Genomic DNA, 22,426 nt, shown 5'->3' with positions numbered 1-22,426 from the left:
AGGGAACAGGCATCACGCACCGCGCGTCATGCCCGTTTCGGCACGCCAGTCTTGACCACTACTGAGCGCAGAGCTCGGCCGCGGTCTTGCTGGTCACGTTGGATTTGTCGAAGCCGAATGGCGCAACCGTCTTGAGGTGCTCTTCGGAGCCCAGCCACTTCTTCAGCTCGGCATTGACCGCATCGCGCAGGTCTTTGTCTTCGGGCCGGAAGGCCAGGGCGCCATAACCGATGTGGGACGGGTCGTCCTTGAACTCGGTCATCGCCTCTACCTTGTCGCCGCCCTTGCTGGCCAGGCCTTTCATGGTCAGCTGGGTACCGACGGCAGCGTCCGCGCGCCCGGCACGCACGGCTTGCAATTGTGCGGTGGTGTCGGGGACCTGGAGGATCTGCTCGTCCTTGACCCCGGAATCGCGGGCATAAGCCAGGTTCACCGTGCCGGCCATGATTGCCAGTTTCACATCCGGTTGCTTGGCGATGTCTTCATAGCTGTGGAGTTTTTTCGGGTTGCCCTTGGCCACGAGCAAGGCATCGGGCAATTGGTACTGCGGATCGGTGAACAACACTTGCTTGCAGCGCGCCGGGGTGATGTACATACCCGCGGCAATCACGTCGAAGCGCCCGGCCCGCAGGCCTGGAATCAGCGAGCCCCATTCGGTGAGCACGCCATTGACCTGCTTGATGCCCATCTTGGCGAAGATGATCTTGGCGATCTCCGGCGATTCACCGGTGACGGTGCCGTCGGTTTCGGTGAAGGCGAACGGCGTTTCGTTGGCGTAGCCGATCCGGATGCTGCTGTTGCTTTTGACGGTATCCAGGGTGGCCGCTTGAACGCTGCCGGCCAGGCCCAATACGGCACAGGTCAGCAAGAGCCGACGTAGGGGCGCACGGGTGCTGGGAAGAAAATTGCTCATCGATAAAATCTCCTGTTTCTTGTGGATCCGTCGTTTGACGGCTCTGTGGTAGGAGGCAGTGTTACAAGAGCAAAGCGTACAGCGGCGGATCCGGGCGTGGCCTGGAATCGGGAACAGCGCCGGTACAGGTCGATCCGGCTTTTTATCAGGGCGATGAGCCCGCCTGGGTGACGACCTTGGACCGAGCATACAAAAGCCCCGGCATCGATTGTATTGCACTAGGACAATTGCTTTGCGGCGATGGTCGCGCAATGCTGTGCGCACCCCTACATACGCCGGTTGCAGCCGTTATGGATAAGTGGAAGTCAGCCTTGGACCTCGCCCGCAGCGGTGAATCCAAATACAAGATTCTGGTGCAGGCCATTGCCGATGATATCGAACAGGGCACCCTGGCCAACGACCAGCGCCTGCCGCCGCAACGGCAGGTGGCCGACGCCATGGGCATCAGCGTGCAAACCGTCACCAACGCCTATAAGGAGTTGGAGCGCCAGGGGCTGGTGCGCTGTGAGGTCGGACGTGGCAGTTTCGTCTCGCGGCGCATGAGCGACCGGGTGGCGACGTACATTCTCGACAGCCCCGAGCGGGCGCTGGTGGATTTTTCCATCACCCGCATCCTGCACACCCGCGAGCATGACCAGGCGTGGCGTGATACCTGCGCAGCGCTGAGCACTGAAGAGGATCAGCCGTGGATTCATGCGTTTCGCCCCATCGCCGGTTTCGAGTCCCATCGCGAAGCGGCGGCGCAGTGGATCGGCCGGCAAGGGCTGAAAGTCGACCGTAGCGATGTGCTGATCACCAACGGCGCGGCCCACGGGATTTTCCTGGCCCTCGCTTCGCTGGCCGGCCCTGATGATGTGGTGCTCTGCGAAGGCTTGACCGACCACGGCGTGATCGGCAATTCCCAAGTGCTGGGCTTCACCCTCAAGGGCCTGGAGATGGACCGCTATGGCATCGACCCCGAACATTTCGAAGACATGTGCAGCAACGAGCGCATCACGGCGCTGGTGTGCACGCCGAACCTGAACAACCCCACCACCAGCCTGATGCCCGATGCCCGCCGCCGGGAAATCGCCGAGATTGCCCGGCGCTTCGGTGTGCACATCATCGAAGACGATGTGTACGGCCCTCTGCTGGACGAGCGCCGGGCACCGCCCATCAGCCATTACCTGCCGGAGCTGTCGTTCTACTGCACGAGCATGACCAAGTCGGTGCTCACCGGCCTGCGTACTGGATATCTGGTGGTGCCCAAGCGCCTGGCCTTGCGCACCGAGAGCATCCTGCGGGTCAACAGTTGGATGGCCACGCCCATGGTCTCGGAGATCGCCACCCGCTGGATCCGCGATGGACGCGCCGAGTCGCTGGTGCAACTGCAACGTCAATTGCTCGCCGGGCGCCAGGCGATGGTCACCGAGTACATGGGCGAGCATCTGCTGGGCCAGCATCCTCACGCCTTGAATGCCTGGGTTGGCATCCCGTCCCATTGGGAAGTGGACAGCCTGGTGCGGGCCCTGCGGCACAAGCACATCGCCGTCACGTCTCCCGACCCTTTCACCGTACGCGGCACCCCCAGGCCCCGCGCGGTGCGACTCTGCGTCGGCGCCGAATGCAGCGATGAAGAAATGCGCCATGCGCTGATCGGCATGCGGCAGATCTTCAACCAGTATCCGCAGATTCATGATTTCTGAGAGCTTGCTCCCGCTGGGACTGTAGCTGTCGAGCGAAGCGAGGCTGCGATCTTTGCCCAGGCAGTTGAATCGAGAGCGAAGATCAAGATCAAAAGATCGCAGCCTCCGGCAGCTCCTACAGAGTCCCAGCGCGAGCAAGCTCCCTCGCCACGGGGGGAGGGGACCCTTCATAGGTTTTGTTCGCCTCTTTCAACCGGCAACGAACGCAAACTAAATTGCCCTAGTACATTCATCACCACAATCCAGCCCTCTTAGACTGCGCCCAACACATCAGCTCGGGACGCAGTCATGGCAGTGTTGCAGCTTCAGGATATCTACCGTGCTCGCCAGCGCATCGAGTCGCAGGTCAGGCGCACGCCCATGGAGCATTCCCCGAGTTTGTCGCGGTTGATGGGCGTGGCGGTGTACCTCAAGCTCGAGGCCCTGCAAATCACCGGCAGCTTCAAGCTGCGCGGGGCGAGCAATGCGGTGGCGCAACTCAGCGCCGAGCAAAAGGCCCGCGGCGTGGTGACGGCTTCGACCGGCAATCATGGTCGGGCACTGGCCCATGCCGCTTCGCAACAAGGCGTCAAGGCGATTGTCTGCCTGTCGAACCTGGTGCCGGCCAACAAGGTGCAGGCGATTCGCGACCTCGGCGCCGAGGTGTGCATCGTCGGCCAGTCCCAGGACGATGCCCAGCGCGAGGCCGAGCGCATCGCCCGGGAGCAGGGCGCGACCTTTTTGCCGCCCTTTGACCATCCGGCGATCATCGCCGGGCAGGGCACCCTCGGCCTGGAGATCCTCGAGCAGCAGCCGGATGTGGCCCAGGTCCTGGTGCCGTTATCCGGTGGCGGCCTGTTCGCCGGTGTTGCCCTGGCCCTCAAAAGTGCCAACCCAGCGATTCAAGTCCACGGCATCAGCATGGAACGAGGCGCCGCGATGCACGCCAGCCTCGCCGCCGGTCAGCCCGTGGACATCGAGGAACTGCCGACGCTGGCTGACTCCCTTGGTGGCGGCATCGGCCTGGACAACCGCTACACCTTCGCCATGACCCGGCAACTGAGCGATGACGTACACCTGCTCTCGGAAGCCTCTATCGCCAATGCCATCCGCCACGCCTATCACCATGAACGCCTGGTGCTCGAAGGCGCTGCCGTGGTGGGCATCGCGGCGCTGCTCGACGGCTTGATCGCGCCACGCGGGCCGATTGTCCTGGTGGTCAGCGGGCGCAATGTCGACACCGAACACCATGCCCGCGTGATCGCTGGCGCCAACGCTTGATAACCCCTAACGGAGCCCTGTCATGAGTGAAGTCACCCTATTGAGCGAAGCCGACCTGCGCAGCTGCGTGGCCCTCGACCTGGCCAGCATCGACGCCATCGAACAGGCCTTCGTACTGTTGGCCACCGCCGCCGTGGCGATGCCGCCGATCCTGCGCTTGGACATCCCCGAGCACAACGGCGAAGTGGATGTGAAGACCGCTTACCTGCCGGGTCTGGAACGCTTCGCCATCAAGGTCAGCCCGGGTTTTTTCGATAACCCCAAGCTCGGCCTGCCCAGCCTCAACGGCATGATGATGCTGCTCTCGGCGCGCACGGGCCTGCTGGAAGCACTGCTGTTGGACAACGGTTACCTCACCGCCGTGCGCACCGCTGCAGCGGGTGCGGTGGCGGCGCGTTGCCTGTCTCGCGAGCAAAGCCGCAGCGTCGCGCTGATCGGCGCCGGCGAGCAGGCGGCGTTGCAACTTCAGGCACTGCGCCTGGTGCGGCCCATCGATGAGGTGCGGGTCTGGGCGCGCGATGCGCAGAAGGCCAAGGCGTTCAGTCAGGAGCTGGCGCGTGACAGCGGGCTTGCCGTCACGCCTTGCGCCTCCATTGACGATGCCCTGGAAGGCGTGGACATCGCCATCACCTGCACCCCGAGTCGCGAGCCGCTGATCCAAGCCCGCCATTTGCATCCCGGCCTGCACATCACGGCGATGGGCTCGGACGCGGAACACAAGAACGAAATTTCCCCGCAAGCCCTGGCGGCCGTCGACTGCTATGTCGCCGATCGCCTGAGCCAGACCCGCGTGCTCGGCGAACTGCACCACGCCCTGGCGGCCGGTGCCGTTCGCGACGACCTGGCGTTGATGGAGTTGGGACAGGTGCTGGCGGGACAGCAGCCCGGGCGCAGCGATCAAGCGCAGGTGACGCTTTGCGACCTGACCGGCACCGGCGCCCAGGACACCGCCATCGCCAACCTGGCGTTCGAGCGGGCGCGGGCGGCGGGCAAGGGCTTTGCGTTCGGCCGCTAGATCATTTTTCTCATGAGTCATTGAACAGAGGGTAGGTGGATGTCAGAGATCGTCGTCAATCTTCCGTTTAAACGGGAGGAATATGCCCAGCGCCTGGCAAAGGTTCGCGCGGCCATGCAGGCCCAGGGCCTGGAGCTGCTGCTGGTCACCGATCCGTCGAACATGGCCTGGCTCACCGGCTATGACGGGTGGTCGTTCTATGTGCACCAGTGTGTGTTGCTGGCACTGGAGGGCGAGCCCGTGTGGTTCGGTCGCGGCCAGGATGCCAATGGTGCCAAGCGCACGGTGTTCATGCAGGCCGACAACATCGTCGGCTACCCGGACATCTACGTGCAGTCCCGCGAGCGCCACCCCATGGACTACCTGTCCCGCGAGGTGATCATCGCCCGTGGCTGGGGCGCGCTGACCATCGGCGTGGAGATGGACAACTATTACTTCAGCGCCGCCGCGTACCTGTCGCTGCAAAAGCATTTGCCCGAAGCGAAACTGATGGATGCGGCGGGCCTGGTGAACTGGCAGCGGGCGGTCAAGTCGCCCCAGGAAATCGCCTACATGCGCATCGCCGCGCGCATCGTCGAGAACATGCACAGCCGGATCCTGGAACGGATCGAGCCGGGCATGCGCAAGAACGAACTGGTGGCCGAGATCTACAGCAGCGGCATCCTCGGTGCCGACGGCCATGGCGGCGACTACCCGGCCATCGTGCCGCTGTTGCCCACCGGTGCCGACGCCAGCGCGCCGCACCTGACCTGGGACGATTCACCCTTCGAGAAGGGCGCAGGCACCTTCTTTGAAATCGCCGGTTGCTACAAGCGTTACCACTGCCCGCTGTCGCGCACCATTTACCTGGGCAAGCCGCCGCAACATTTCCTCGACGGCGAAAAAGCCGTGGTCGAGGGCATCGCCGCCGGTCTGGATGCAGCCAAGCCGGGCAACACCACTGGCGACATTGCCGTGGCGTTTTTCAAGGTGCTGGAGAAATTCGGCATCCACAAGGACAGCCGTTGTGGCTACCCCATCGGGATCAGTTATCCGCCGGATTGGGGCGAGCGCACCATGAGCTTGCGCCCCGGTGACAACAGCGTGTTGCAACCGGGCATGACCTTCCATTTCATGCCGGGGCTGTGGATGGACGATTGGGGCCTGGAGATCACCGAAAGCATCCTGATCACCGAGACCGGCGTCGAGACGCTGTGCAACGTGCCTCGTCAATTGTTCGTGAAGGATTGAGCCATGCCCGACTTGCCCAACAATCCCATCAGCGCCACGGTCGACTTTACCCGCGAGGGCGTGCAGCACGGTTTTCTCAAACTGCCGCATTCGCGGGACGATTCGGCCTGGGGCGCTGTGATGATTCCCATCACCGTCATCCAGCGCGGCAGCGGCCCGACGGCGCTGCTCAGCGGTGGCAACCACGGTGACGAATACGAAGGCCCGGTGGCCCTGAGCAAGCTGGCGCAGCAACTGACGGCTGAAGACGTGAGCGGGCGGGTGATCATCGTGCCGTTCATGAACACCCCGGCCTTCCATGCCGGGCGCCGGACTTCGCCCATCGACAAGGGCAACCTGAACCGCAGTTTTCCCGGCAGGCCGGACGGCACCGTCACCGAGAAAATCGCTGACTATTTCAATCGCACGCTGCTGCCCTTGGCCGACATTGTCCTGGACATTCATTCCGGCGGCCGAACCCTGGATTTCCTGCCGTTTGCCGCCTGCCACGTCTTGCCGGACAAGCAGCAGCAAGCGCGCTGCGAGGCCGGGATGCTGGCGTTCAACGCGCCGTATTGCATGCGCATGCTGGAGTTGGACGCCGGGGCGATGTACGACACGGCGGCCGAGTCCCAGGGCAAGGTGTTCGTCACCACCGAACTGGGCGGCGGCGGTTCGTCGACCGCCCGCAGCGTGGCGATTGCCGAGCGTGGGGTGCGCAACCTGTTGATCCATGCCGGCATCCTGCGGGGCACGATCGAGTTGCAGCCCTCGCTGGTGCTCGACATGCCGGACGCCAGTTGTTTCATCGCCAGCGAACACGACGGCTTGCTGGAAATGTGCCGCGACCTGGGGGAGCACGTGACCGGGGGCGAGGTGGTCGCGCGCATCTACGACGCCACCCGCAGCGGCGTCGCCCCGGTCGAATACCGCGCGGCCCGCAGCGGCCTGCTGGCGGCCCGGCACTTTCCCGGGTTGGTGCAGTGCGGCGATACGCTGGCGGTGATTGCGGATGTGTTGGCGTGATAAACCTCAACTGACACACCACCCTGTGGCGAGGGAGCTTTGTAGGAGCTGGCGAAGCCTGCGATCTTTTGATCTTTTGATCTTTCGCTTGAGACTCAAGCGTCAGGGGAAAGATCGCAGCCTCGTTGCACTCGACAGCTCCTACACAGCTCCTACACAGCTCACAGCTCACAGCTCCACACAGCTCCACACAGCTCCTGCAGACCCAGCGGGAGCAAGCTTCCTTGCCACACGGGAGGTGTGATTTTCTGAATTGCCTGGAGAGCCACGGCCCATGCACAAGCTTGATCGCTATGACCTCAAGATCCTGCAGATCCTCGCCGAGGACGGGCGGATTACCAAGTCGAGCCTGGCCGAGGCCATCAACCTGTCGGTGACGCCGGCCTGGGAGCGGGTGCGCAAGCTCGAAGCTGCGGGCCTGATCATCGGCTATCGGGCGCAGATCGATTGGGGCGCGGTGTTCAAGCGTCAGCAGGTGCTGGTGGAAATCACCCTGGCCCGGCACACCGCCCAGGACATGCGCCGTTTCGAGCAACGCATGATCGCCGCGCCAGAAGTGGCGTTCTGTTACGCCACCGGCGGCGGTGTGGATTACCTGGCGATGATCCAGGCGCCAGACGTCGATGCCTATCAGCGTTTCGTCGACCAACTGCTGCTCGAAGACCTCGGCATCGAACGCTACTTCACCTACATCGTCACCAAGACCATCAAGACCAGCGGCGCCTTGCCGGCGGAGTTGTCCGAGCCGTCGTGAGCACCGCAGAAAACTCGGTTTGCTGCCCTCGATTCAGAAAAAAACCAGGGTTTGACCCACGGTAAACCCCCAATTCCCCAAGCGCCGCTGCCCTAGCATGGATTCACGCACACGCTCTGGAGTGAACGTCATGCCTTACCAGCATCCGCTGCTGTTCAAAGCGCTTTGCTACATCGACGGCCATTGGGTCCACAGCGACAGCGGCCACAGTGTGGCCGTCCACAACCCTGCCACCCGCACCGTCATCGGCCATGTGCCGATGCTGGATCAGCCGCAGATCGTCGCGGCGGTGGACGCGGCGCATCGCGCATTCCCGGCGTGGCGCGAGCAGAGCCTGGAGACCCGGGGCGCACTGCTACGGCGCTGGGCAGCATTGATCACCGAACATAGCGAAGACCTCGCGCGCATTCTCAGTCTGGAGCAGGGCAAGCCGTTGGCCGAGTCCCGTGGCGAAATCGCTTATGCGGCGAGCTTTATCCCATGGTTCGCCGAAGAGGCCCGGCGCCTGTACGGTCAGAACATCCCCAGCCATATCCCGAATGCGCACCTGGGGACGATCAAGGAACCAGTGGGCGTCTGCGCGCTGCTTACTCCGTGGAATTTCCCGTCGGCGATGATCACCCGCAAGGCCGCCGCTGCCCTGGCCGCCGGTTGCACCGTGGTGGTCAAGCCGGCCCACGAAACGCCGTACTCGGCTTTGGCGCTGGCGCAATTGGCCGAGGAAGCCGGTTTTCCCGCCGGGGTCTTCAACGTGGTATTGGGCGAGCCGCAAATGGCCATGCAAACCCTGGTCAAGGATCGTCGCGTCCGCTCGGTGAGCTTCACCGGCTCGACCCGGGTCGGCAAATTGGTGCTGCAAGCGGCTGCCCATGACGTGAAGAAAGTCGCGCTGGAGTTGGGCGGCAACGCGCCGTTCATTGTCTGCGCCGATGCCGACCTGGCCTTGGCGGTGAAAGTCGCCGTGGAGGCAAAGTTCCAGACTTCGGGGCAGGACTGCTGTGCGGCCAACCGAATCATGGTGCAACGCCCGGTGTACCAGGCGTTCCTCAGTCGTTTCGCCGCCGCGGTGCGCGCCTTGCGCGTCGGGCCGGCGATGGTCGATCAACAGGAGCAGGACGTGGAGGTCGGGCCGTTGATGCATCAGGCGGCATTCGATGCGACCGCCGACCGCGTCGCCGATGCGCTGGCCCTTGGCGCTCAGCGCCTGGTGGGTGGTGAGGCCCATGCCTTGGGCGGATTATTTTATCAGCCCACGGTGCTGGCCGACGTCACGCCGCAGATGCGCATCTACCGTGAAGAAAACTTCGCGCCCATTGCCGGGGTGATGCCGTTCGACACCCTGGACGAGGCCATCGACATGGCCAACGACACCGAATACGGTCTGGCGGCCTATATTTGTTCCAACCGCCTGGACGTCATTTATCCGCTGATCCGCCGTCTCGACCATGCCATGGTCGCGGTCAACGGCGTCAAGTTCACCGGCCACCCGATCCCCTTCGGTGGCATGAAAGCCTCGGGCCTCGGTCGCGAGGGTGGCAGCGAGGGCTTCGAGCCCTTTGTCGAAACCAAATATTTTTGCCTGCACCATCAAGGCCAGTTCCCAGGAGAGCCCGCATGAGCCAAGAACTCAACACGCTGTTCGAACAAGACCGTGCGCATTTCATGCACCCCTCGACCCACGCTCACGACCACGCCAGTGGCGCGCTCAAGGGCCGGATCATCAAGAGTGCGTCAGGCATTCGCATTCGCGACCATGAAGGCCGTGAGTTCATCGATGCCTTTGCCGGCCTCTATTGCGTGAACATTGGTTATGGGCGCACGGAAGTGGCGGACGCCATCTACAAGCAGGCCAAGGAACTGGCCTACTACCACACCTACGTCGGCCACTCGAGCGAGGCGATCATCGAGCTGTCCAGTCGCATCATGGACTGGGCGCCGGAGGGGATGAAGAAGGTTTATTACGGTTTGTCCGGCTCCGATGCCAACGAAACCCAGGTCAAGCTGGTGCGCTATTACAACAACGTACTGGGCCGGCCGCTGAAGAAGAAAATCATTTCACGGGACCGTGGCTACCATGGCTCGGGCATCATGACCGGCAGCCTCACGGGGCTGGCGACCTTCCACCAGCATTTCGATCTGCCGGTGGAAGGGGTCAAGCACACCGTGTGCCCACACTGGTATCGCAAGGCCCCGGCGGGCATGGACGAAGCGGCCTTCGTGCGCTATTGCGCCGATGAGCTGGAAAAAATGATCCTCGCCGAAGGCCCGGACACCGTGGCGGCGTTCATTGGTGAACCGTTGATGGGCACCGGCGGCATCATCGTTCCCCCCGCCGGTTATTGGGATGCGATCCAGGCCGTGCTGAAAAAATACGACGTGCTGCTGATTGCCGATGAAGTGGTCTGCGCATTCGGTCGCCTGGGTTCGAAGATGGGCAGCCAGCGCTACGGCATGAAGCCGGACCTGATCACCACCGCCAAAGGCCTGACCAGTGCCTATGCTCCCTTGTCGGCGGTGATTATCGGCGAAAAGGTCTGGAGCGTGATTGAAAAAGCTTCCCAGACCGAAGGGGCCATGGGCCATGGCTGGACCTATTCCGGGCATCCGATTTGCGCGGCGGCGGCACTGGCGAACCTCGACATCCTTGAGCGGGAAAACCTCACGGCCAACGCCGAGGATGTTGGCGGCTACCTGAATCGTCGCCTGCGTGAAACCCTTGAGGGGCATCCGCTGGTGGGCGAGGTGCGCGGTGACGGCATGCTGGCAGCGGTGGAATTCATGGCCGACCGTGAACAGCGCACGGCGTTCGACCCGGCACTCAAAGTCGGCCCGAAGGTCTCCGCCGCCTGCCTGGAACGCGGCATGATCGCCCGCGCCATGCCCCACGGCGACATCCTGGGCTTCGCCCCGCCACTGATCCTGACCCGCGAAGACGCGGACCTGATCGTCGACATCACCAAAGGGGCTATCGATCAGGTGGCGGGTGAGGTGTTGGCTTAAGCCCGCTTTAAATGTGGGAGCTTGCTCGCGAAAGCGGTCTGTCTGAACCGGTAATGTTGGATGTGCCGGCGTCATCGCGAGCAAGCTCGCTCCCACAGGGGATTTTCTTGAGCCAATAAAAAGCCCGCCCGATCATGTGATCGGGCGGGCTTTTGGTTGTTGCTTGGCGATTACTTCTTCAAACCGTAATGCTCATCGAGCATGCCGGGCGAATTCGGGGCCTTGGGGGCATAGTCCCGCGGCGGTTCCTGAAGCCCTTTTGGTGGGGTCAGGCGTTCCCGTGGAGTCTGTGCCGCATCGGCTTGCAGGGCGGCCAGCAGGCGCTGGCGAGTCTGCTCGTCCAGGGCCAGGCGATTGGCACCCTCGGACAAATGATCCTGGACGTCCTGGTAGCTCTGGGTGAGTTTTTTCACCAGAGAAGCGGTGCTGTTGAAGTGGGTGACCACTTCATTCTGATAACTGTCGAAACGTTCCTGAATGTCGTCCAGCTGACGTTGGGTGCTGTTGGGCACCGCGTTGGGCAGCAGTCGGGCAAGCAGGAATCCAATGGCGACACCGGCAACCAGGGCAAGAGTCGGCAACAACCAAACTAAGAGCGAGTGTTCCACGAGTCCTTCCTCTATAAACGGCTTTGCTTTACGTTAACGGCTCGGACCTGCGCTGTATACCGCGAAGAACATCGCAATCATGCCAGGCACAGACTTTAGCTAGACGAGTCGACCCAATTCGAGGTCACGGAGTTCTTTCCCTTGCTTATGCGCGAAACCCCTGTAGTCATCGATGGCCCGGTGGGCCAACTGGAAGCCTTGTACCTGGACAACGAGGCCCCCCGTGGCCTGGCGCTGATCTGCCACCCGAACCCGGTGCAGGGCGGGACCATGCTCAACAAAGTCGTCTCGACCTTGCAACGTACTGCCCGTGATGCTGGCCTGGTTACGTTGCGTTTCAATTATCGTGGCGTGGGTGCCAGTGCCGGCAATCATGACATGGGCACCGGCGAAGTGGACGATGCCCAGGCTGTCGCCCAATGGCTGCATGAAAAATACCCGCAATTGCCCCTGACCCTGTTCGGTTTTTCCTTCGGTGGCTTCGTCGCCGCCAGCCTGGGTGGGCGTCTGGAAGCCCAGGGTCAGCCGGTCAAGCATCTGTTCATGGTGGCCCCGGCGGTGATGCGCCTGGACGAGCAATCGCCCTTGCCGACCGGTGGCGAGCTGACTGTGATCCAGCCGGAAACCGACGAAGTAGTCGATCCGCAGCTGGTTTACGAATGGTCTGACACGCTCCAACGCCCCCATGAGCTGCTGAAAGTGGCAGAATGCGGACACTTTTTTCATGGCAAGCTGACTGATCTCAAGGATCTGATCCTGCCTCGCCTCTCGAATTGACAGCAGTCTGACAAGCGATAACCCATGACGACGCGTACCCGTATCCTGACTGGCATCACCACCACCGGCACCCCGCACCTGGGCAACTATGCCGGCGCCATCCGTCCGGCGATCCTCGCCAGCCGCGACAGCAACGCCGATTCGTTCTACTTCCTGGCCGACTACCACGCCCTGATCAAGTGCGATGACCCGCTGCGTATCCAGCGCTCGCGCCTGGAAATCGCCGCCACTTGGCTGGCCGGCGGCCTGGACGTGGACCGCGTGACGTTCTATCGCCAGTCCGATATTCCCGAGATCCCGGAGCTGACCTGGCTGCTGACCTGCGTCGCCGCCAAGGGCCTGCTCAACCGTGCCCACGCCTACAAGGCCTCGGTGGACAAGAACGTCGAGGCCGGTGAAGACCCGGACGCCGGCATCACCATGGGGCTGTACAGCTACCCGGTATTGATGGCCGCCGACATCCTGATGTTCAACGCCCACAAGGTGCCGGTCGGTCGTGACCAGATCCAGCACGTGGAAATGGCCCGCGACATCGGCCAGCGCTTCAACCACCTGTTCGGCCAGGGCAAGGAGTTCTTCACCATGCCCGAGGCGCTGATCGAAGAAAGCGTCGCCACGCTGCCGGGCCTCGACGGCCGCAAGATGTCCAAGAGCTACGACAACACCATCCCGTTGTTCAGCAGCGCCAAGGACATGAAGGATGCGATCTCACGGATCGTCACCGATTCCCGCGCCCCGGGCGAAGCCAAGGATCCGGACAATTCGCACCTGTTCACCCTGTTCCAGGCCTTCGCCACCGCCGAACAGTCCGCGGAGTTTCGCAGCGAACTGCTGCAAGGCCTGGGTTGGGGCGAAGCCAAGAACCGCCTGTTCCAGTTGCTCGACAGCGAGCTGGGTGAAGCGCGTGAGCGTTATCACCAGTTCATCGAGCGTCCATCGGACCTTGAAGACATCCTGCAACTGGGCGCGAAAAAAGCCCGGGCCGTGGCAACGCCGTTCCTCAACGAACTGCGCGAGGCCGTTGGCCTGCGTTCGTTTGTCAGCCAGGTCCAGGTAGCCGCCAGCACCAAGAAGAAAGCCGCCAAGGCTGCCCGCTTCGTCAGCTTCCGCGAAGACGACGGCAGTTTCCGCTTCCGCCTGCTGGCCGCCGACGGCGAGCAACTGTTGCTGTCGCGCAACTTTGCCGACGGCAAGGCTGCCGGTCAGGTGACCAAACAACTGCAAGCCGGCCAGCCGCTGGATGTACGAAGCGACGACCTGGGTTTCAGCGTCTGGCTCGACGGCGAGTGCGTGGCGAACAGCCCAGCCTTCGCCGACAGCACCGCCCGGGATGCCGCCGTCGATGCGTTGCGCGTTGCCCTGACGCCTGCCCAGGACTGATCCCGGCGCGTCACCCGACCATCGGCCCGAATACGGGCCGATTGCCATTCCTCTGGGCCGTCGCTACAGTGACGGCCCGTTTTTGTTGCCTTGCTAACGAATATGACGCCCCTAGAACGATATCAAGCTGATCTGAAACGCCCGGAGTTCTTCCACGACGCAGCCCAGGAAACGGCGGTGCGGCACTTGCAGCGCCTGTACGATGACCTGGTCGCGGCGTCGAACAACAAGCCCGGCCTGTTGGGCAAACTGTTCGGCAAAAAAGACCAGGCTCCGGTCAGGGGCCTGTATTTCTGGGGCGGCGTGGGCCGTGGCAAGACCTACCTGGTGGACACCTTCTTCGAAGCGTTGCCGTTCAAGGAGAAGACACGAACGCACTTCCACCGCTTCATGAAGCGCGTGCACGAGGAAATGAAGACCCTGGGCGGCGAGAAGAACCCGCTGACCATCATCGCCAAGCGTTTTTCCGACGAAACACGGGTGATCTGCTTCGATGAGTTTTTCGTTTCCGACATCACCGACGCCATGATCCTGGGCACCTTGATGGAAGAGCTGTTCAAGAACGGCGTGACCCTGGTCGCCACCTCGAACATCGTGCCGGACGGCCTGTACAAGGACGGCCTGCAGCGGGCGCGTTTCCTGCCGGCCATCGCGCTGATCAAGGAACACACTGAAATCGTCAACGTCGACAGCGGCGTCGACTACCGCCTGCGTCACCTCGAACAAGCGGAGCTGTTCCACTTTCCGTTGGATGCCGCTGCCGAGGAGAGCCTGCGCAAGAGCTTCCGCGCCCTGACGCCGGAATGCACCCAGGCCGTGGAAAATGATGTATTGGTCATCGAAAATCGCGAAATCCGCGCCGTGCGTACTTGCGATGACGTGGCCTGGTTCGACTTCCGCGAACTGTGCGACGGCCCACGCAGCCAGAACGACTACATCGAACTGGGCAAGATCTTCCACGCCGTGCTGCTCAGCGGTGTCGAGCAGATGAGCGTCACCACCGACGACATCGCCCGTCGCTTCATCAACATGGTCGACGAGTTCTACGACCGTAACGTGAAGCTGATCATCTCGGCTGAAGTCGAACTCAAGGACCTCTACACCGGCGGTCGCCTGACCTTCGAATTCCAGCGGACCTTGAGTCGCTTGCTGGAGATGCAGTCCCACGAATTCCTGGCACGGGCGCATAAGCCGTAGGGAAATTCGGAACACCAAAAAAGGCCTGCGATTGCAGGCCTTTTTTTTGTGCGAAATTTAGCAGCCCACTGCACAACCCTGTGGGAGCGGGCTTGCTCGCGAAGAGGGCGGCATGTTCAGCATCGATGCAAGTTGGCCCACCGCTTTCGCGAGCAAGCCCGCTCCCACACTGGATTGCATTCAGCTCCGGTTCACGCCGCCTGTTGAAACTGCTGCCGATACTGGTTCGGCGACAGGTCGGTATGTTGGCGGAACAGCCGGGCGAAAAAGCTCGCATCGTCGTAGCCGACTTCATAGCTGATGGTCTTGATGCTCTTGCGGCTGCCGGAGAGCAGGCCCTTGGCGGTTTCGATCCGCAGCCGTTGCAGGTAATGCAGCGGCTTGTCACCCGTGGCGGTCTGGAAGCGGCGCATGAAATTACGGATGCTCATGCCGTGTTCACGGGCGACGTCTTCGAAGCGGAATTTGTCGGCGAAGTGCTCTTCGAGCCATTGCTGGATCTGCAGGATGATCACGTCCTGGTGCAATTTCTGCCCGCCGAAGCCGATCCGTCCTGGCGAATAGCTGCGTTGCACCTCATACAGGATGTCCCGCGCCACGGCTTGGGCGACGTTGGCGCCACAGAAGCGTTCGATGAGGTAAATGTAGAGGTCGCAGGCTGAGGTCGTGCCGCCGGCGCAGAACAGGTTGTCGGCGTCGGTCAGGTGCTTGTCCTGGTTCAGGTATACCTGGGGAAAGCGCTCCTTGAAGGCATTGAAGAAGCGCCAGTAGGTGGTGGCTTCCTTGCCGTCGAGCAACCCGGCCTCGGCCAGCCAGAACACCCCGGTGGCCTCGCCGCACAGTACTGCGCCGCGCGCGTGTTGTTCGCGCAGCCAGGGCAGGACCTGGGGATAACGTTGGCAGAGGGTGGCGAAATCATCCCAGAAGGCTGGCAGGATGATGACGTCGGTGTTTTCCAGGCCGCCGTCCACCGGCATGATCACATCGCTGAAGCTGTTCACCGGCTTGCCATCGGGGCTGACCAGCCGGGTTTCAAACGCCGGCGTCAGGCCGTGGCCCAGTTGTTTGCCATAGCGCAGGCTGGCCAGGTGGAAAAAATCCTTGGCTTGCATGAGGGTGGAGGCGAAGACCCGGTCGACTGCCAGGATGCTGACGCGCCGCAAGGGCGTGGAGGCGTGCATAGACATAATTCATCTTTATTTTTATAGGGGAAAGTGGTCAACAGACGGCTGGATCGTCTTATTTTTTGTCGGATGTGTCCAGTGTCCTGTCGTACCTCGCAGGCTTAGGCTCTGTCGGATAACCACACCCAACAATAACCAAAGGTGCCCCATGATCCCAAGAACACTGTTCAGTCCCGAGCACGAATTGTTTCGCGACAGCGTACGAACCTTCCTTGAAAAAGAAGCCGTGCCGTACCACAGCCAATGGGAAAAACAGGGGCATGTCGATCGCCAGCTCTGGAACAAAGCAGGGGAGGCGGGCATGTTGTGCTCGCACCTTCCAGAGGCCTATGGGGGGCTGGATGCCGATTTTCTCTACAGCACGGTGGTGATCGAGGAGATCGGGCGCCTCGGGCTGACGGGGATCGGTTTTTCGCTGCATTCCGACATCGTCGCACCGTACATCCTGCATTACGGCAGCGAAGCGCTGAAACACAAGTACCTGCCGAAGCTGGTGTCTGGTGAAATGGTCACGGCCATCGCCATGACCGAGCCGGGCGCCGGTTCCGATCTTCAAGGGGTGAAGACCACGGCGGTGCTGGACGGTGATGAATATGTCATCAACGGCTCGAAGACCTTCATCACCAATGGTTTCCTGGCAGACCTGGTGATCGTGGTCGCCAAGACCGATCCGAAGGCCGGCGCCAAGGGCACCAGCCTGTTCCTGGTGGAGGCGGGTACGCCGGGCTTTGAAAAGGGCAAGCGCCTGGAAAAAGTCGGCATGAAGGCCCAGGACACGTCGGAACTGTTCTTCCAGGACGTCCGCGTGCCGAAGGAGAACCTGCTGGGACAGGCCGGAATGGGCTTCGCCTACTTGATGCAGGAACTCCCCCAGGAGCGCCTGACTGTCGCCATCGGCGGCCTGGCTTCGGCCGAAGCGGCGCTGCAATGGACGCTGGACTACACGCGCGAGCGCAAGGCGTTCGGCAAATCCATCGCGGACTTCCAGAACACCCGTTTCAAGCTCGCGGAAATGGCCACCGAAATCCAGATCGGCCGGGTCTTCGTCGACCGCTGCCTGGAATTGCACCTGCAAGGCAAGCTGGACGTGCCAACGGCGGCGATGGCCAAGTACTGGGGCACCGACCTGCAATGCAAGGTGCTCGACGAATGCGTGCAGTTGCATGGCGGCTACGGCTTCATGTGGGAATACCCGATTGCCCGGGCGTGGGCGGATGCGCGAGTGCAGCGGATCTATGCCGGGACCAATGAGATCATGAAGGAGATCATTGCGCGGTCGCTTTGAATTCGCTGTGAGCTTGAGGCCACTATCGCGAGCTTGCTCGCGATGAGGCCTATGGATCAAGGCGCCGGGTTCGGTTGATCCTTGTGAATCGCCTCGATCCCCGCCAGCACTTCATCCGACAGTTTCAGGTCGAAGCTGGCGATGTTGCTGTCCAGTTGCTCCAGCGTGGTGGCGCCAATGATGTTACTGGTCACGAACGGCTGCCGAGTGACGAACGCCAGGGCCATCTGCGCCGGGTCCAGGCCATGTTCGCGGGCCAGGGCCACATAACGGCTGCAGGCCGCTTCCGATTGTGGGTTGAAGTAGCGCATGAAGCGGCTGTACAGCGTCAGGCGACCCTTGGCTGGCCGTGCGCCGTTTTCGTATTTGCCCGACAGGAAGCCAAATGCCAGTGGCGAGTAAGCCAGCAGGCCGCATTGTTCGCGAATGGCGATTTCCGACAGGCCGATCTCGAAGCTGCGGTTGAGCAGGTTGTACGGGTTCTGGATCGACACCGCCCGAGGCCAGCCACGGGCTTCGGCCAGGGCGAGGAATTTCATGGTGCCCCACGGCGTTTCGTTGGACAGGCCGATATGGCGGATCTTGCCGGCGCGGACCTGCTCGTCCAGGGCTTCGAGGGTCTCCTCCAGCGGGGTAAACGTTTCGTCGGCCTTGTGCTGGTAGCCCAGTTGACCAAAGAAGTTGGTGCTGCGCTCCGGCCAATGCAGCTGGTAAAGATCGATCCAGTCGGTCTGCAGGCGCTTGAGGCTGGCGTCCACGGCTTCGACGATGTGGCGGCGGTTGTGTTTGAGGTTCTTGTCGCGGATGTAGTCGATGGTATTGCCGGGACCGGCGATCTTGCTCGCCAGGATCCAGTCGGCACGGTCGCCGCGGCTCTTGAAGTAATTGCCGATGTAGCGTTCGGTGGTGGCGTAGGTTTCGGCCTTCGGTGGCACCGGGTACATCTCGGCGGTGTCGATGAAATTGATGCCGGCACCCTTGGCGCGCTCGATCTGGGCGAAGGCCTCGGCCTCGCTGTTCTGCTCACCCCAGGTCATGGTTCCGAGGCACAGGGCACTTACGTTCAGATCGGTACGGCCTAGCGGGCGATAGTCCATCGGGAACTCCTTGGGCAAAACAATCATAAAAGCAGGTTGAAAAATTTTTCGCAATCTGCATAATTGCGCACCTCTTTCTGCAGTGGAAGTGATGCGCCGCCGCCGAAGAATCTTGCCGTTGAACGGACGCGCCGACCCGAGCCCCCGAAAGCGTCTGTATCCGGCTGCCTTTGACTTGTCAAAGTACGCACTATTCAGTAAGATCCGCCGTCTAATTTACAGGGCGGCCCCTGAGGCTATAAAGAATGAAAACTTTTACTGCTAAACCGGAAACAGTAAAGCGCGACTGGTTTGTCGTCGACGCTGCTGGTCAGACCCTGGGTCGTCTGGCCACCGAAATCGCGAGCCGTCTGCGTGGCAAGCACAAGCCTGAGTACACCCCTCACGTTGACACCGGTGACTACATCGTCGTGATCAACGCTGAGCAAGTACGTGTTACTGGCGCTAAAACCACTGACAAAATGTACTACTCCCACTCCGGTTTTCCTGGCGGCATCAAGTCGATCAACTTCGAAAAGCTGATCGCCAAAGCCCCTGAGCGCGTGATCGAGACCGCGGTTAAAGGCATGCTGCCTAAGAACCCACTGGGTCGCGACATGTATCGTAAGCTGAAGGTTTATGCGGGCGCTGCTCACCCTCATACTGCTCAGCAGCCCCAAGAACTGAAGTTTTAACGGAATAGTTCATTATGTCGGCGACTCAAAATTACGGCACTGGCCGTCGCAAGACTGCAACCGCACGCGTTTTCCTGCGTCCGGGCACTGGTAACATCTCCATCAACAACCGCTCCCTGGATAACTTCTTCGGCCGCGAAACTGCCCGCATGGTAGTTCGTCAGCCGCTGGAACTGACCGAGACCGTCGAAAAATTCGACATCTACGTCACTGTTATCGGTGGTGGTGTAAGTGGTCAGGCTGGCGCAATCCGCCACGGCATCACTCGCGCCCTGATGGATTACGACGAGACTCTGCGTGGTGCTCTGCGCAAAGCCGGCTTCGTAACTCGCGATGCTCGCGAAGTTGAACGTAAGAAAGTCGGTCTGCGTAAAGCGCGTAAGCGTCCGCAGTACTCGAAGCGTTAATTTCGCTTCCGCTTTCAAAAGGCGCCCAGTTCCTCACGGAGCTGGGCGTTTTTTTATGGGCAAAAGAATTGCTCTGTGACAACTTGCCACATTCGTAGAGGCCCTATACTACAAGGCTTGGCGGTTTGGCCGCATGGTAATTACCTTGTCAGAATTGGGGCTTTTCATTACCATTCGGCAAAATTTTTATAAGTTCAGATTTTTACTTAGTAGACGCCTGATCTAACAGGCCACAAAGCTGATGGGAGAGGACTGAATGAGCAATGACGGCGTGAATGCAGGCCGGCGTCGCTTCCTGGTAGCAGCCACATCCGTGGTGGGTGCTGCAGGAGCGGTGGGGGCTGCGGTCCCGTTCGTGGGGTCATGGTTTCCCAGTGCCAAGGCGAAAGCCGCAGGTGCACCGGTGAAAGTGAATGTCAGCAAGATCGAGCCAGGCCAGCAGATGATTGCTGAGTGGCGCGGCCAGCCGGTGTTCATCGTCCGCCGTACAGAGGAAATCCTGGGGAATCTGAAAAAGATCGAGGGTCAGTTGTCCGACCCGACCTCCAAGAACTCGGTCCAACCGGAATACGTCAATCCTGAAACGCGTTCGATCAAGCCGGAAATCCTGCTGTTGATCGGAATTTGTACGCATCTGGGTTGCTCGCCAACGTTCCGCCCTGAAGTGGCCCCTGCTGATTTGGGCAAGGACTGGGTCGGTGGTTATTTCTGCCCTTGCCACGGCTCCCACTATGACCTGGCCGGTCGCGTCTACAAGTCGCAGCCTGCACCTCTGAACCTGCCAGTTCCCCCGCATTCCTATGAGACCGACGACATCATTGTCATCGGCGTCGATACGGAGAAAGCGTGATGAGCAAATTCATGGATTGGGTTGATGCGCGCTTTCCCGCGACCAAAATGTGGGAAGACCATCTCAGCAAGTATTACGCCCCAAAGAACTTCAACTTCTTCTACTTTTTTGGCTCCCTGGCGCTGCTCGTTCTGGTCAACCAGATCGTTACCGGTGTCTGGCTGACCATGAGCTACACCCCGTCGGCCGAAGAAGCGTTTGCCTCCGTCGAATACATCATGCGCGACGTCGAGTACGGCTCGATCCTGCGTCTGCTGCACTCCACCGGCGCTTCGGCGTTCTTCATCGTGGTCTACCTGCACATGTTCCGTGGCCTGCTCTACGGTTCGTACCAGAAGCCTCGTGAGCTGGTGTGGGTCTTCGGCATGCTGATCTACCTGGCGCTGATGGCCGAGGCCTTCATGGGCTACCTGCTGCCGTGGGGCCAGATGTCCTACTGGGGGGCTCAGGTGATCATCTCGCTGTTCGGTGCGATCCCGGTCATCGGTGACGACCTGACCCAGTGGATTCGTGGTGACTACCTGATCTCGGGCATTACCCTGAACCGCTTCTTCGCCTTGCACGTGGTCGCACTGCCGATCGTGATCCTTGGCCTGGTGGTGTTGCACATCCTGGCCTTGCACGAAGTCGGTTCGAACAACCCGGATGGCGTGGACATCAAGAAACACAAGGACGAGAACGGCGTACCGCTGGATGGCATCGCCTTCCACCCGTACTACACCGTGAAAGATATCGTCGGCGTGGTGGTCTTCCTGTTCATCTTCTGCTCCATCGTGTTCTTCTTCCCGGAAATGGGTGGTTATTTCCTGGAGAAGCCGAACTTCGAGCAGGCGAATGCGTTCAAGACGCCTGCGCATATTGCTCCAGTTTGGTATTTCACGCCGTTCTACGCGATCCTTCGGGCAATTCCGGACAAGCTGATGGGCGTTATTGCCATGGGCGCAGCCATCGCCGTGCTGTTCGTCCTGCCGTGGCTGGATCGCAGTCCGGTCAAGTCGATGCGCTACAAAGGCTGGCTGAGCAAGATCTGGCTCTGGGTATTCTGCATCTCGTTTGTGATCCTGGGTGTGCTCGGGGTACTGGCACCGACGCCGGGGCGTACGCTGCTCTCGCAGGTCTGCACGTTCCTGTATTTCGCCTATTTCATTCTGATGCCGTTCTACACCAGGCTCGAGAAGACCAAACCGGTTCCGGAAAGGGTGACTGGCTGATGAAAAAGTTATTTGCAGTTTTGATTCTGGCTGTGCTTCCTGCTGTCTCTTTTGCCAACACGCTTGAGCCTGAGCTTGAAAAGGTTGAAATTGACGTCGCTGATAAGGTCGCCTTGCAAGATGGTGCGCGTACATTTGCCAACTATTGCATGGGCTGTCACAGCACGAAGTTCCAGCGCTATGAGCGCGTAGCCAAAGATTTGGATATCCCCGCAGATCTCATGCAGAGCCATCTGATATTCACGGGTGCCAAAATCGGTGATCACATGGAGATCGGCATGCAACCTGCGGACGCCAAGACCTGGTTCGGTGCCGCGCCGCCGGACCTGACCCTGGTCGCTCGTGTGCGTGGGACGGACTGGCTCTATGGTTACCTGCGTTCGTTCTACGAAGATCCTGCACGTCCATGGGGCGTGAACAACAAGGTCTTCCCGAACGTCGGCATGCCTAACGTACTGGTCGGCCTCCAAGGGCGCCAAGTGGTAGGCTGCAAACAGGTTCAGATCGTCGAGGACGGCAAAAAGCAATTCGATCCGCTGACTGGCACCGCTTTGACGCATGAAGCCTGCGATCAGCTGACCATTGTGCCGAACACTGGCAGCCTGACGCCGGAGCAGTTCGACGAGAAGGTCAAGAACCTGGTGACCTTCCTGGCCTACTCGGCCAACCCGGTGAAGCTGGAGCATCAGCGCATCGGTACCTATGTATTGCTGTACCTGGCGTTCTTCTTCGTATTCGCTTACCTGCTCAAGCGTGAATACTGGAAAGACGTGCATTGATAAAGCTGTAAGCCGTTGCTGTTAATCGTGCGCGCCCAAGGGCGTCTCTAGAAATGTAACGAGCCTGGTCAGCCAGGTGTTACGGGAGACGCCCTCTGGGCGCGCTCGTTTTTCC

Annotated in this window: 21 protein-coding genes; 17 read left to right on the top strand and 4 right to left on the bottom strand. The window is 61.0% G+C overall.

Annotated elements, in window-relative coordinates:
* Nucleotides 1-58 precede the first annotated feature (58 nt).
* Nucleotides 59-913, bottom strand: a complete 855-nt coding sequence (ehuB, locus tag AC09SL_RS25090) for an ectoine/hydroxyectoine ABC transporter substrate-binding protein EhuB (protein WP_058543620.1) — start codon at nucleotides 911-913, stop codon at nucleotides 59-61.
* 290 nt (nucleotides 914-1,203) lie between these two features.
* Between ehuB and ehuR the strand changes: the two genes are divergently transcribed.
* The 8 genes from ehuR (at nucleotide 1,204) to AC09SL_RS25050 (ending at nucleotide 10,862) form a co-directional block, all read left to right on the top strand.
* The gene (gene ehuR / locus AC09SL_RS25085) at nucleotides 1,204-2,598 is read left to right on the top strand and encodes a MocR-like ectoine utilization transcription factor EhuR (RefSeq protein WP_058543621.1); all 1,395 of its coding nucleotides are present in this window, start codon (nucleotides 1,204-1,206) and stop codon (nucleotides 2,596-2,598) included.
* Between the two features lie 288 nt (nucleotides 2,599-2,886).
* Nucleotides 2,887-3,858 (top strand): hydroxyectoine utilization dehydratase EutB, encoded by a 972-nt coding sequence (eutB, locus tag AC09SL_RS25080; RefSeq protein ID WP_058543622.1) that lies wholly within the window; start codon nucleotides 2,887-2,889, stop codon nucleotides 3,856-3,858.
* Nucleotides 3,859-3,880: 22 nt separating this feature from the next.
* Entirely contained in the window at nucleotides 3,881-4,873 is a 993-nt protein-coding gene (locus AC09SL_RS25075) for a cyclodeaminase (RefSeq protein ID WP_058543623.1), read from the top strand.
* A gap of 39 nt (nucleotides 4,874-4,912) precedes the next feature.
* Nucleotides 4,913-6,103: an ectoine hydrolase DoeA gene (gene doeA, locus AC09SL_RS25070; RefSeq protein ID WP_058543624.1), complete on the top strand. Its 1,191-nt coding sequence runs from the start codon at nucleotides 4,913-4,915 to the stop codon at nucleotides 6,101-6,103.
* 3 nt (nucleotides 6,104-6,106) lie between these two features.
* The gene (gene doeB / locus AC09SL_RS25065; protein WP_058543625.1) at nucleotides 6,107-7,108 is read left to right on the top strand and encodes a N(2)-acetyl-L-2,4-diaminobutanoate deacetylase DoeB; all 1,002 of its coding nucleotides are present in this window, start codon (nucleotides 6,107-6,109) and stop codon (nucleotides 7,106-7,108) included.
* A 274-nt stretch (nucleotides 7,109-7,382) separates the two neighbouring features.
* The gene (locus AC09SL_RS25060; RefSeq protein ID WP_058543626.1) at nucleotides 7,383-7,862 is read left to right on the top strand and encodes an Lrp/AsnC family transcriptional regulator; all 480 of its coding nucleotides are present in this window, start codon (nucleotides 7,383-7,385) and stop codon (nucleotides 7,860-7,862) included.
* 130 nt (nucleotides 7,863-7,992) lie between these two features.
* Entirely contained in the window at nucleotides 7,993-9,480 is a 1,488-nt protein-coding gene (locus AC09SL_RS25055) for an NAD-dependent succinate-semialdehyde dehydrogenase (protein ID WP_058543627.1), read from the top strand.
* On the top strand, nucleotides 9,477-10,862 hold the full coding sequence (locus AC09SL_RS25050) for an aspartate aminotransferase family protein (protein WP_058543628.1): 1,386 nt from the start codon (nucleotides 9,477-9,479) through the stop codon (nucleotides 10,860-10,862). Before AC09SL_RS25055 ends, AC09SL_RS25050 begins: the two co-directional genes overlap by 4 nt.
* Before the next feature lie 170 nt (nucleotides 10,863-11,032).
* Here the strand turns inward: AC09SL_RS25050 and AC09SL_RS25045 are convergent, their stop codons facing one another.
* Complete coding sequence (locus tag AC09SL_RS25045; RefSeq protein WP_058543629.1) at nucleotides 11,033-11,470, bottom strand: Z-ring associated ZapG family protein; 438 nt, start codon at nucleotides 11,468-11,470, stop codon at nucleotides 11,033-11,035.
* A 147-nt stretch (nucleotides 11,471-11,617) separates the two neighbouring features.
* On the opposite strand from AC09SL_RS25045, the gene AC09SL_RS25040 reads away from it, so the two are divergent.
* The 3 genes from AC09SL_RS25040 (at nucleotide 11,618) to zapE (ending at nucleotide 14,824) form a co-directional block, all read left to right on the top strand.
* Nucleotides 11,618-12,247: an alpha/beta hydrolase gene (locus tag AC09SL_RS25040; protein WP_058543630.1), complete on the top strand. Its 630-nt coding sequence runs from the start codon at nucleotides 11,618-11,620 to the stop codon at nucleotides 12,245-12,247.
* A 24-nt stretch (nucleotides 12,248-12,271) separates the two neighbouring features.
* Nucleotides 12,272-13,627, top strand: a complete 1,356-nt coding sequence (locus AC09SL_RS25035; protein WP_064106951.1) for a tryptophan--tRNA ligase — start codon at nucleotides 12,272-12,274, stop codon at nucleotides 13,625-13,627.
* A 102-nt stretch (nucleotides 13,628-13,729) separates the two neighbouring features.
* Nucleotides 13,730-14,824 (top strand): cell division protein ZapE, encoded by a 1,095-nt coding sequence (gene zapE / locus AC09SL_RS25030; RefSeq protein WP_058545581.1) that lies wholly within the window; start codon nucleotides 13,730-13,732, stop codon nucleotides 14,822-14,824.
* Nucleotides 14,825-15,015: 191 nt separating this feature from the next.
* Here the strand turns inward: zapE and AC09SL_RS25025 are convergent, their stop codons facing one another.
* Nucleotides 15,016-15,912, bottom strand: a complete 897-nt coding sequence (locus AC09SL_RS25025) for a GlxA family transcriptional regulator (RefSeq protein ID WP_172681420.1) — start codon at nucleotides 15,910-15,912, stop codon at nucleotides 15,016-15,018.
* 244 nt (nucleotides 15,913-16,156) lie between these two features.
* On the opposite strand from AC09SL_RS25025, the gene AC09SL_RS25020 reads away from it, so the two are divergent.
* Nucleotides 16,157-17,293: an acyl-CoA dehydrogenase family protein gene (locus AC09SL_RS25020; RefSeq protein ID WP_003205367.1), complete on the top strand. Its 1,137-nt coding sequence runs from the start codon at nucleotides 16,157-16,159 to the stop codon at nucleotides 17,291-17,293.
* 56 nt (nucleotides 17,294-17,349) lie between these two features.
* Here AC09SL_RS25020 and AC09SL_RS25015 read toward each other — a convergent pair whose 3' ends face one another.
* Nucleotides 17,350-18,390, bottom strand: a complete 1,041-nt coding sequence (locus AC09SL_RS25015) for an NADP(H)-dependent aldo-keto reductase (RefSeq protein WP_058545582.1) — start codon at nucleotides 18,388-18,390, stop codon at nucleotides 17,350-17,352.
* Between the two features lie 245 nt (nucleotides 18,391-18,635).
* Between AC09SL_RS25015 and rplM the strand changes: the two genes are divergently transcribed.
* The 5 genes from rplM to AC09SL_RS24990 all read left to right on the top strand — a co-directional run bounded on the left by rplM (nucleotide 18,636) and on the right by AC09SL_RS24990 (nucleotide 22,311).
* Entirely contained in the window at nucleotides 18,636-19,064 is a 429-nt protein-coding gene (rplM, locus tag AC09SL_RS25010) for a 50S ribosomal protein L13 (RefSeq protein ID WP_003205365.1), read from the top strand.
* Between the two features lie 14 nt (nucleotides 19,065-19,078).
* Entirely contained in the window at nucleotides 19,079-19,471 is a 393-nt protein-coding gene (gene rpsI, locus AC09SL_RS25005) for a 30S ribosomal protein S9 (RefSeq protein ID WP_003205364.1), read from the top strand.
* A 256-nt stretch (nucleotides 19,472-19,727) separates the two neighbouring features.
* A complete protein-coding gene (petA, locus tag AC09SL_RS25000; protein WP_058545583.1) occupies nucleotides 19,728-20,321 on the top strand; it encodes a ubiquinol-cytochrome c reductase iron-sulfur subunit in 594 nt (197 codons plus the stop codon).
* The gene (locus tag AC09SL_RS24995; protein WP_058545584.1) at nucleotides 20,321-21,532 is read left to right on the top strand and encodes a cytochrome b; all 1,212 of its coding nucleotides are present in this window, start codon (nucleotides 20,321-20,323) and stop codon (nucleotides 21,530-21,532) included. The genes petA and AC09SL_RS24995 overlap by 1 nt, the downstream gene beginning before the upstream one ends.
* A complete protein-coding gene (locus AC09SL_RS24990) occupies nucleotides 21,532-22,311 on the top strand; it encodes a cytochrome c1 (protein ID WP_058545585.1) in 780 nt (259 codons plus the stop codon). The genes AC09SL_RS24995 and AC09SL_RS24990 overlap by 1 nt, the downstream gene beginning before the upstream one ends.
* Nucleotides 22,312-22,426: the final 115 nt, after the last annotated feature.

The organism is Pseudomonas sp. PF05, from assembly GCF_056521845.1.
Note: the sequence above shows the minus strand (reverse complement) of the source record. Positions and strands in the feature narration are given on the sequence as shown.

Excerpts from the sequence above, each read along its gene's own strand:
- AC09SL_RS25055 (WP_058543627.1), top strand. The coding sequence starts at position 7,993 with ATGCCTTACCAGCATCCGCTGCTGTTCAAAGCGCTTTGCTACATCGAC.
- ehuR (WP_058543621.1), top strand. The coding sequence starts at position 1,204 with ATGGATAAGTGGAAGTCAGCCTTGGACCTCGCCCGCAGCGGTGAATCC.
- AC09SL_RS24995 (WP_058545584.1), top strand. The coding sequence starts at position 20,321 with ATGAGCAAATTCATGGATTGGGTTGATGCGCGCTTTCCCGCGACCAAA.
- AC09SL_RS25040 (WP_058543630.1), top strand. The coding sequence starts at position 11,618 with ATGCGCGAAACCCCTGTAGTCATCGATGGCCCGGTGGGCCAACTGGAA.
- AC09SL_RS25050 (WP_058543628.1), top strand. The coding sequence starts at position 9,477 with ATGAGCCAAGAACTCAACACGCTGTTCGAACAAGACCGTGCGCATTTC.
- doeA (WP_058543624.1), top strand. The coding sequence starts at position 4,913 with ATGTCAGAGATCGTCGTCAATCTTCCGTTTAAACGGGAGGAATATGCC.
- doeB (WP_058543625.1), top strand. The coding sequence starts at position 6,107 with ATGCCCGACTTGCCCAACAATCCCATCAGCGCCACGGTCGACTTTACC.
- petA (WP_058545583.1), top strand. The coding sequence starts at position 19,728 with ATGAGCAATGACGGCGTGAATGCAGGCCGGCGTCGCTTCCTGGTAGCA.
- rplM (WP_003205365.1), top strand. The coding sequence starts at position 18,636 with ATGAAAACTTTTACTGCTAAACCGGAAACAGTAAAGCGCGACTGGTTT.
- AC09SL_RS25015 (WP_058545582.1), bottom strand. The coding sequence starts at position 18,390 with ATGGACTATCGCCCGCTAGGCCGTACCGATCTGAACGTAAGTGCCCTG.
- rpsI (WP_003205364.1), top strand. The coding sequence starts at position 19,079 with ATGTCGGCGACTCAAAATTACGGCACTGGCCGTCGCAAGACTGCAACC.
- eutB (WP_058543622.1), top strand. The coding sequence starts at position 2,887 with ATGGCAGTGTTGCAGCTTCAGGATATCTACCGTGCTCGCCAGCGCATC.
- AC09SL_RS25035 (WP_064106951.1), top strand. The coding sequence starts at position 12,272 with ATGACGACGCGTACCCGTATCCTGACTGGCATCACCACCACCGGCACC.
- AC09SL_RS25020 (WP_003205367.1), top strand. The coding sequence starts at position 16,157 with ATGATCCCAAGAACACTGTTCAGTCCCGAGCACGAATTGTTTCGCGAC.
- AC09SL_RS24990 (WP_058545585.1), top strand. The coding sequence starts at position 21,532 with ATGAAAAAGTTATTTGCAGTTTTGATTCTGGCTGTGCTTCCTGCTGTC.
- ehuB (WP_058543620.1), bottom strand. The coding sequence starts at position 913 with ATGAGCAATTTTCTTCCCAGCACCCGTGCGCCCCTACGTCGGCTCTTG.
- zapE (WP_058545581.1), top strand. The coding sequence starts at position 13,730 with ATGACGCCCCTAGAACGATATCAAGCTGATCTGAAACGCCCGGAGTTC.
- AC09SL_RS25060 (WP_058543626.1), top strand. The coding sequence starts at position 7,383 with ATGCACAAGCTTGATCGCTATGACCTCAAGATCCTGCAGATCCTCGCC.
- AC09SL_RS25075 (WP_058543623.1), top strand. The coding sequence starts at position 3,881 with ATGAGTGAAGTCACCCTATTGAGCGAAGCCGACCTGCGCAGCTGCGTG.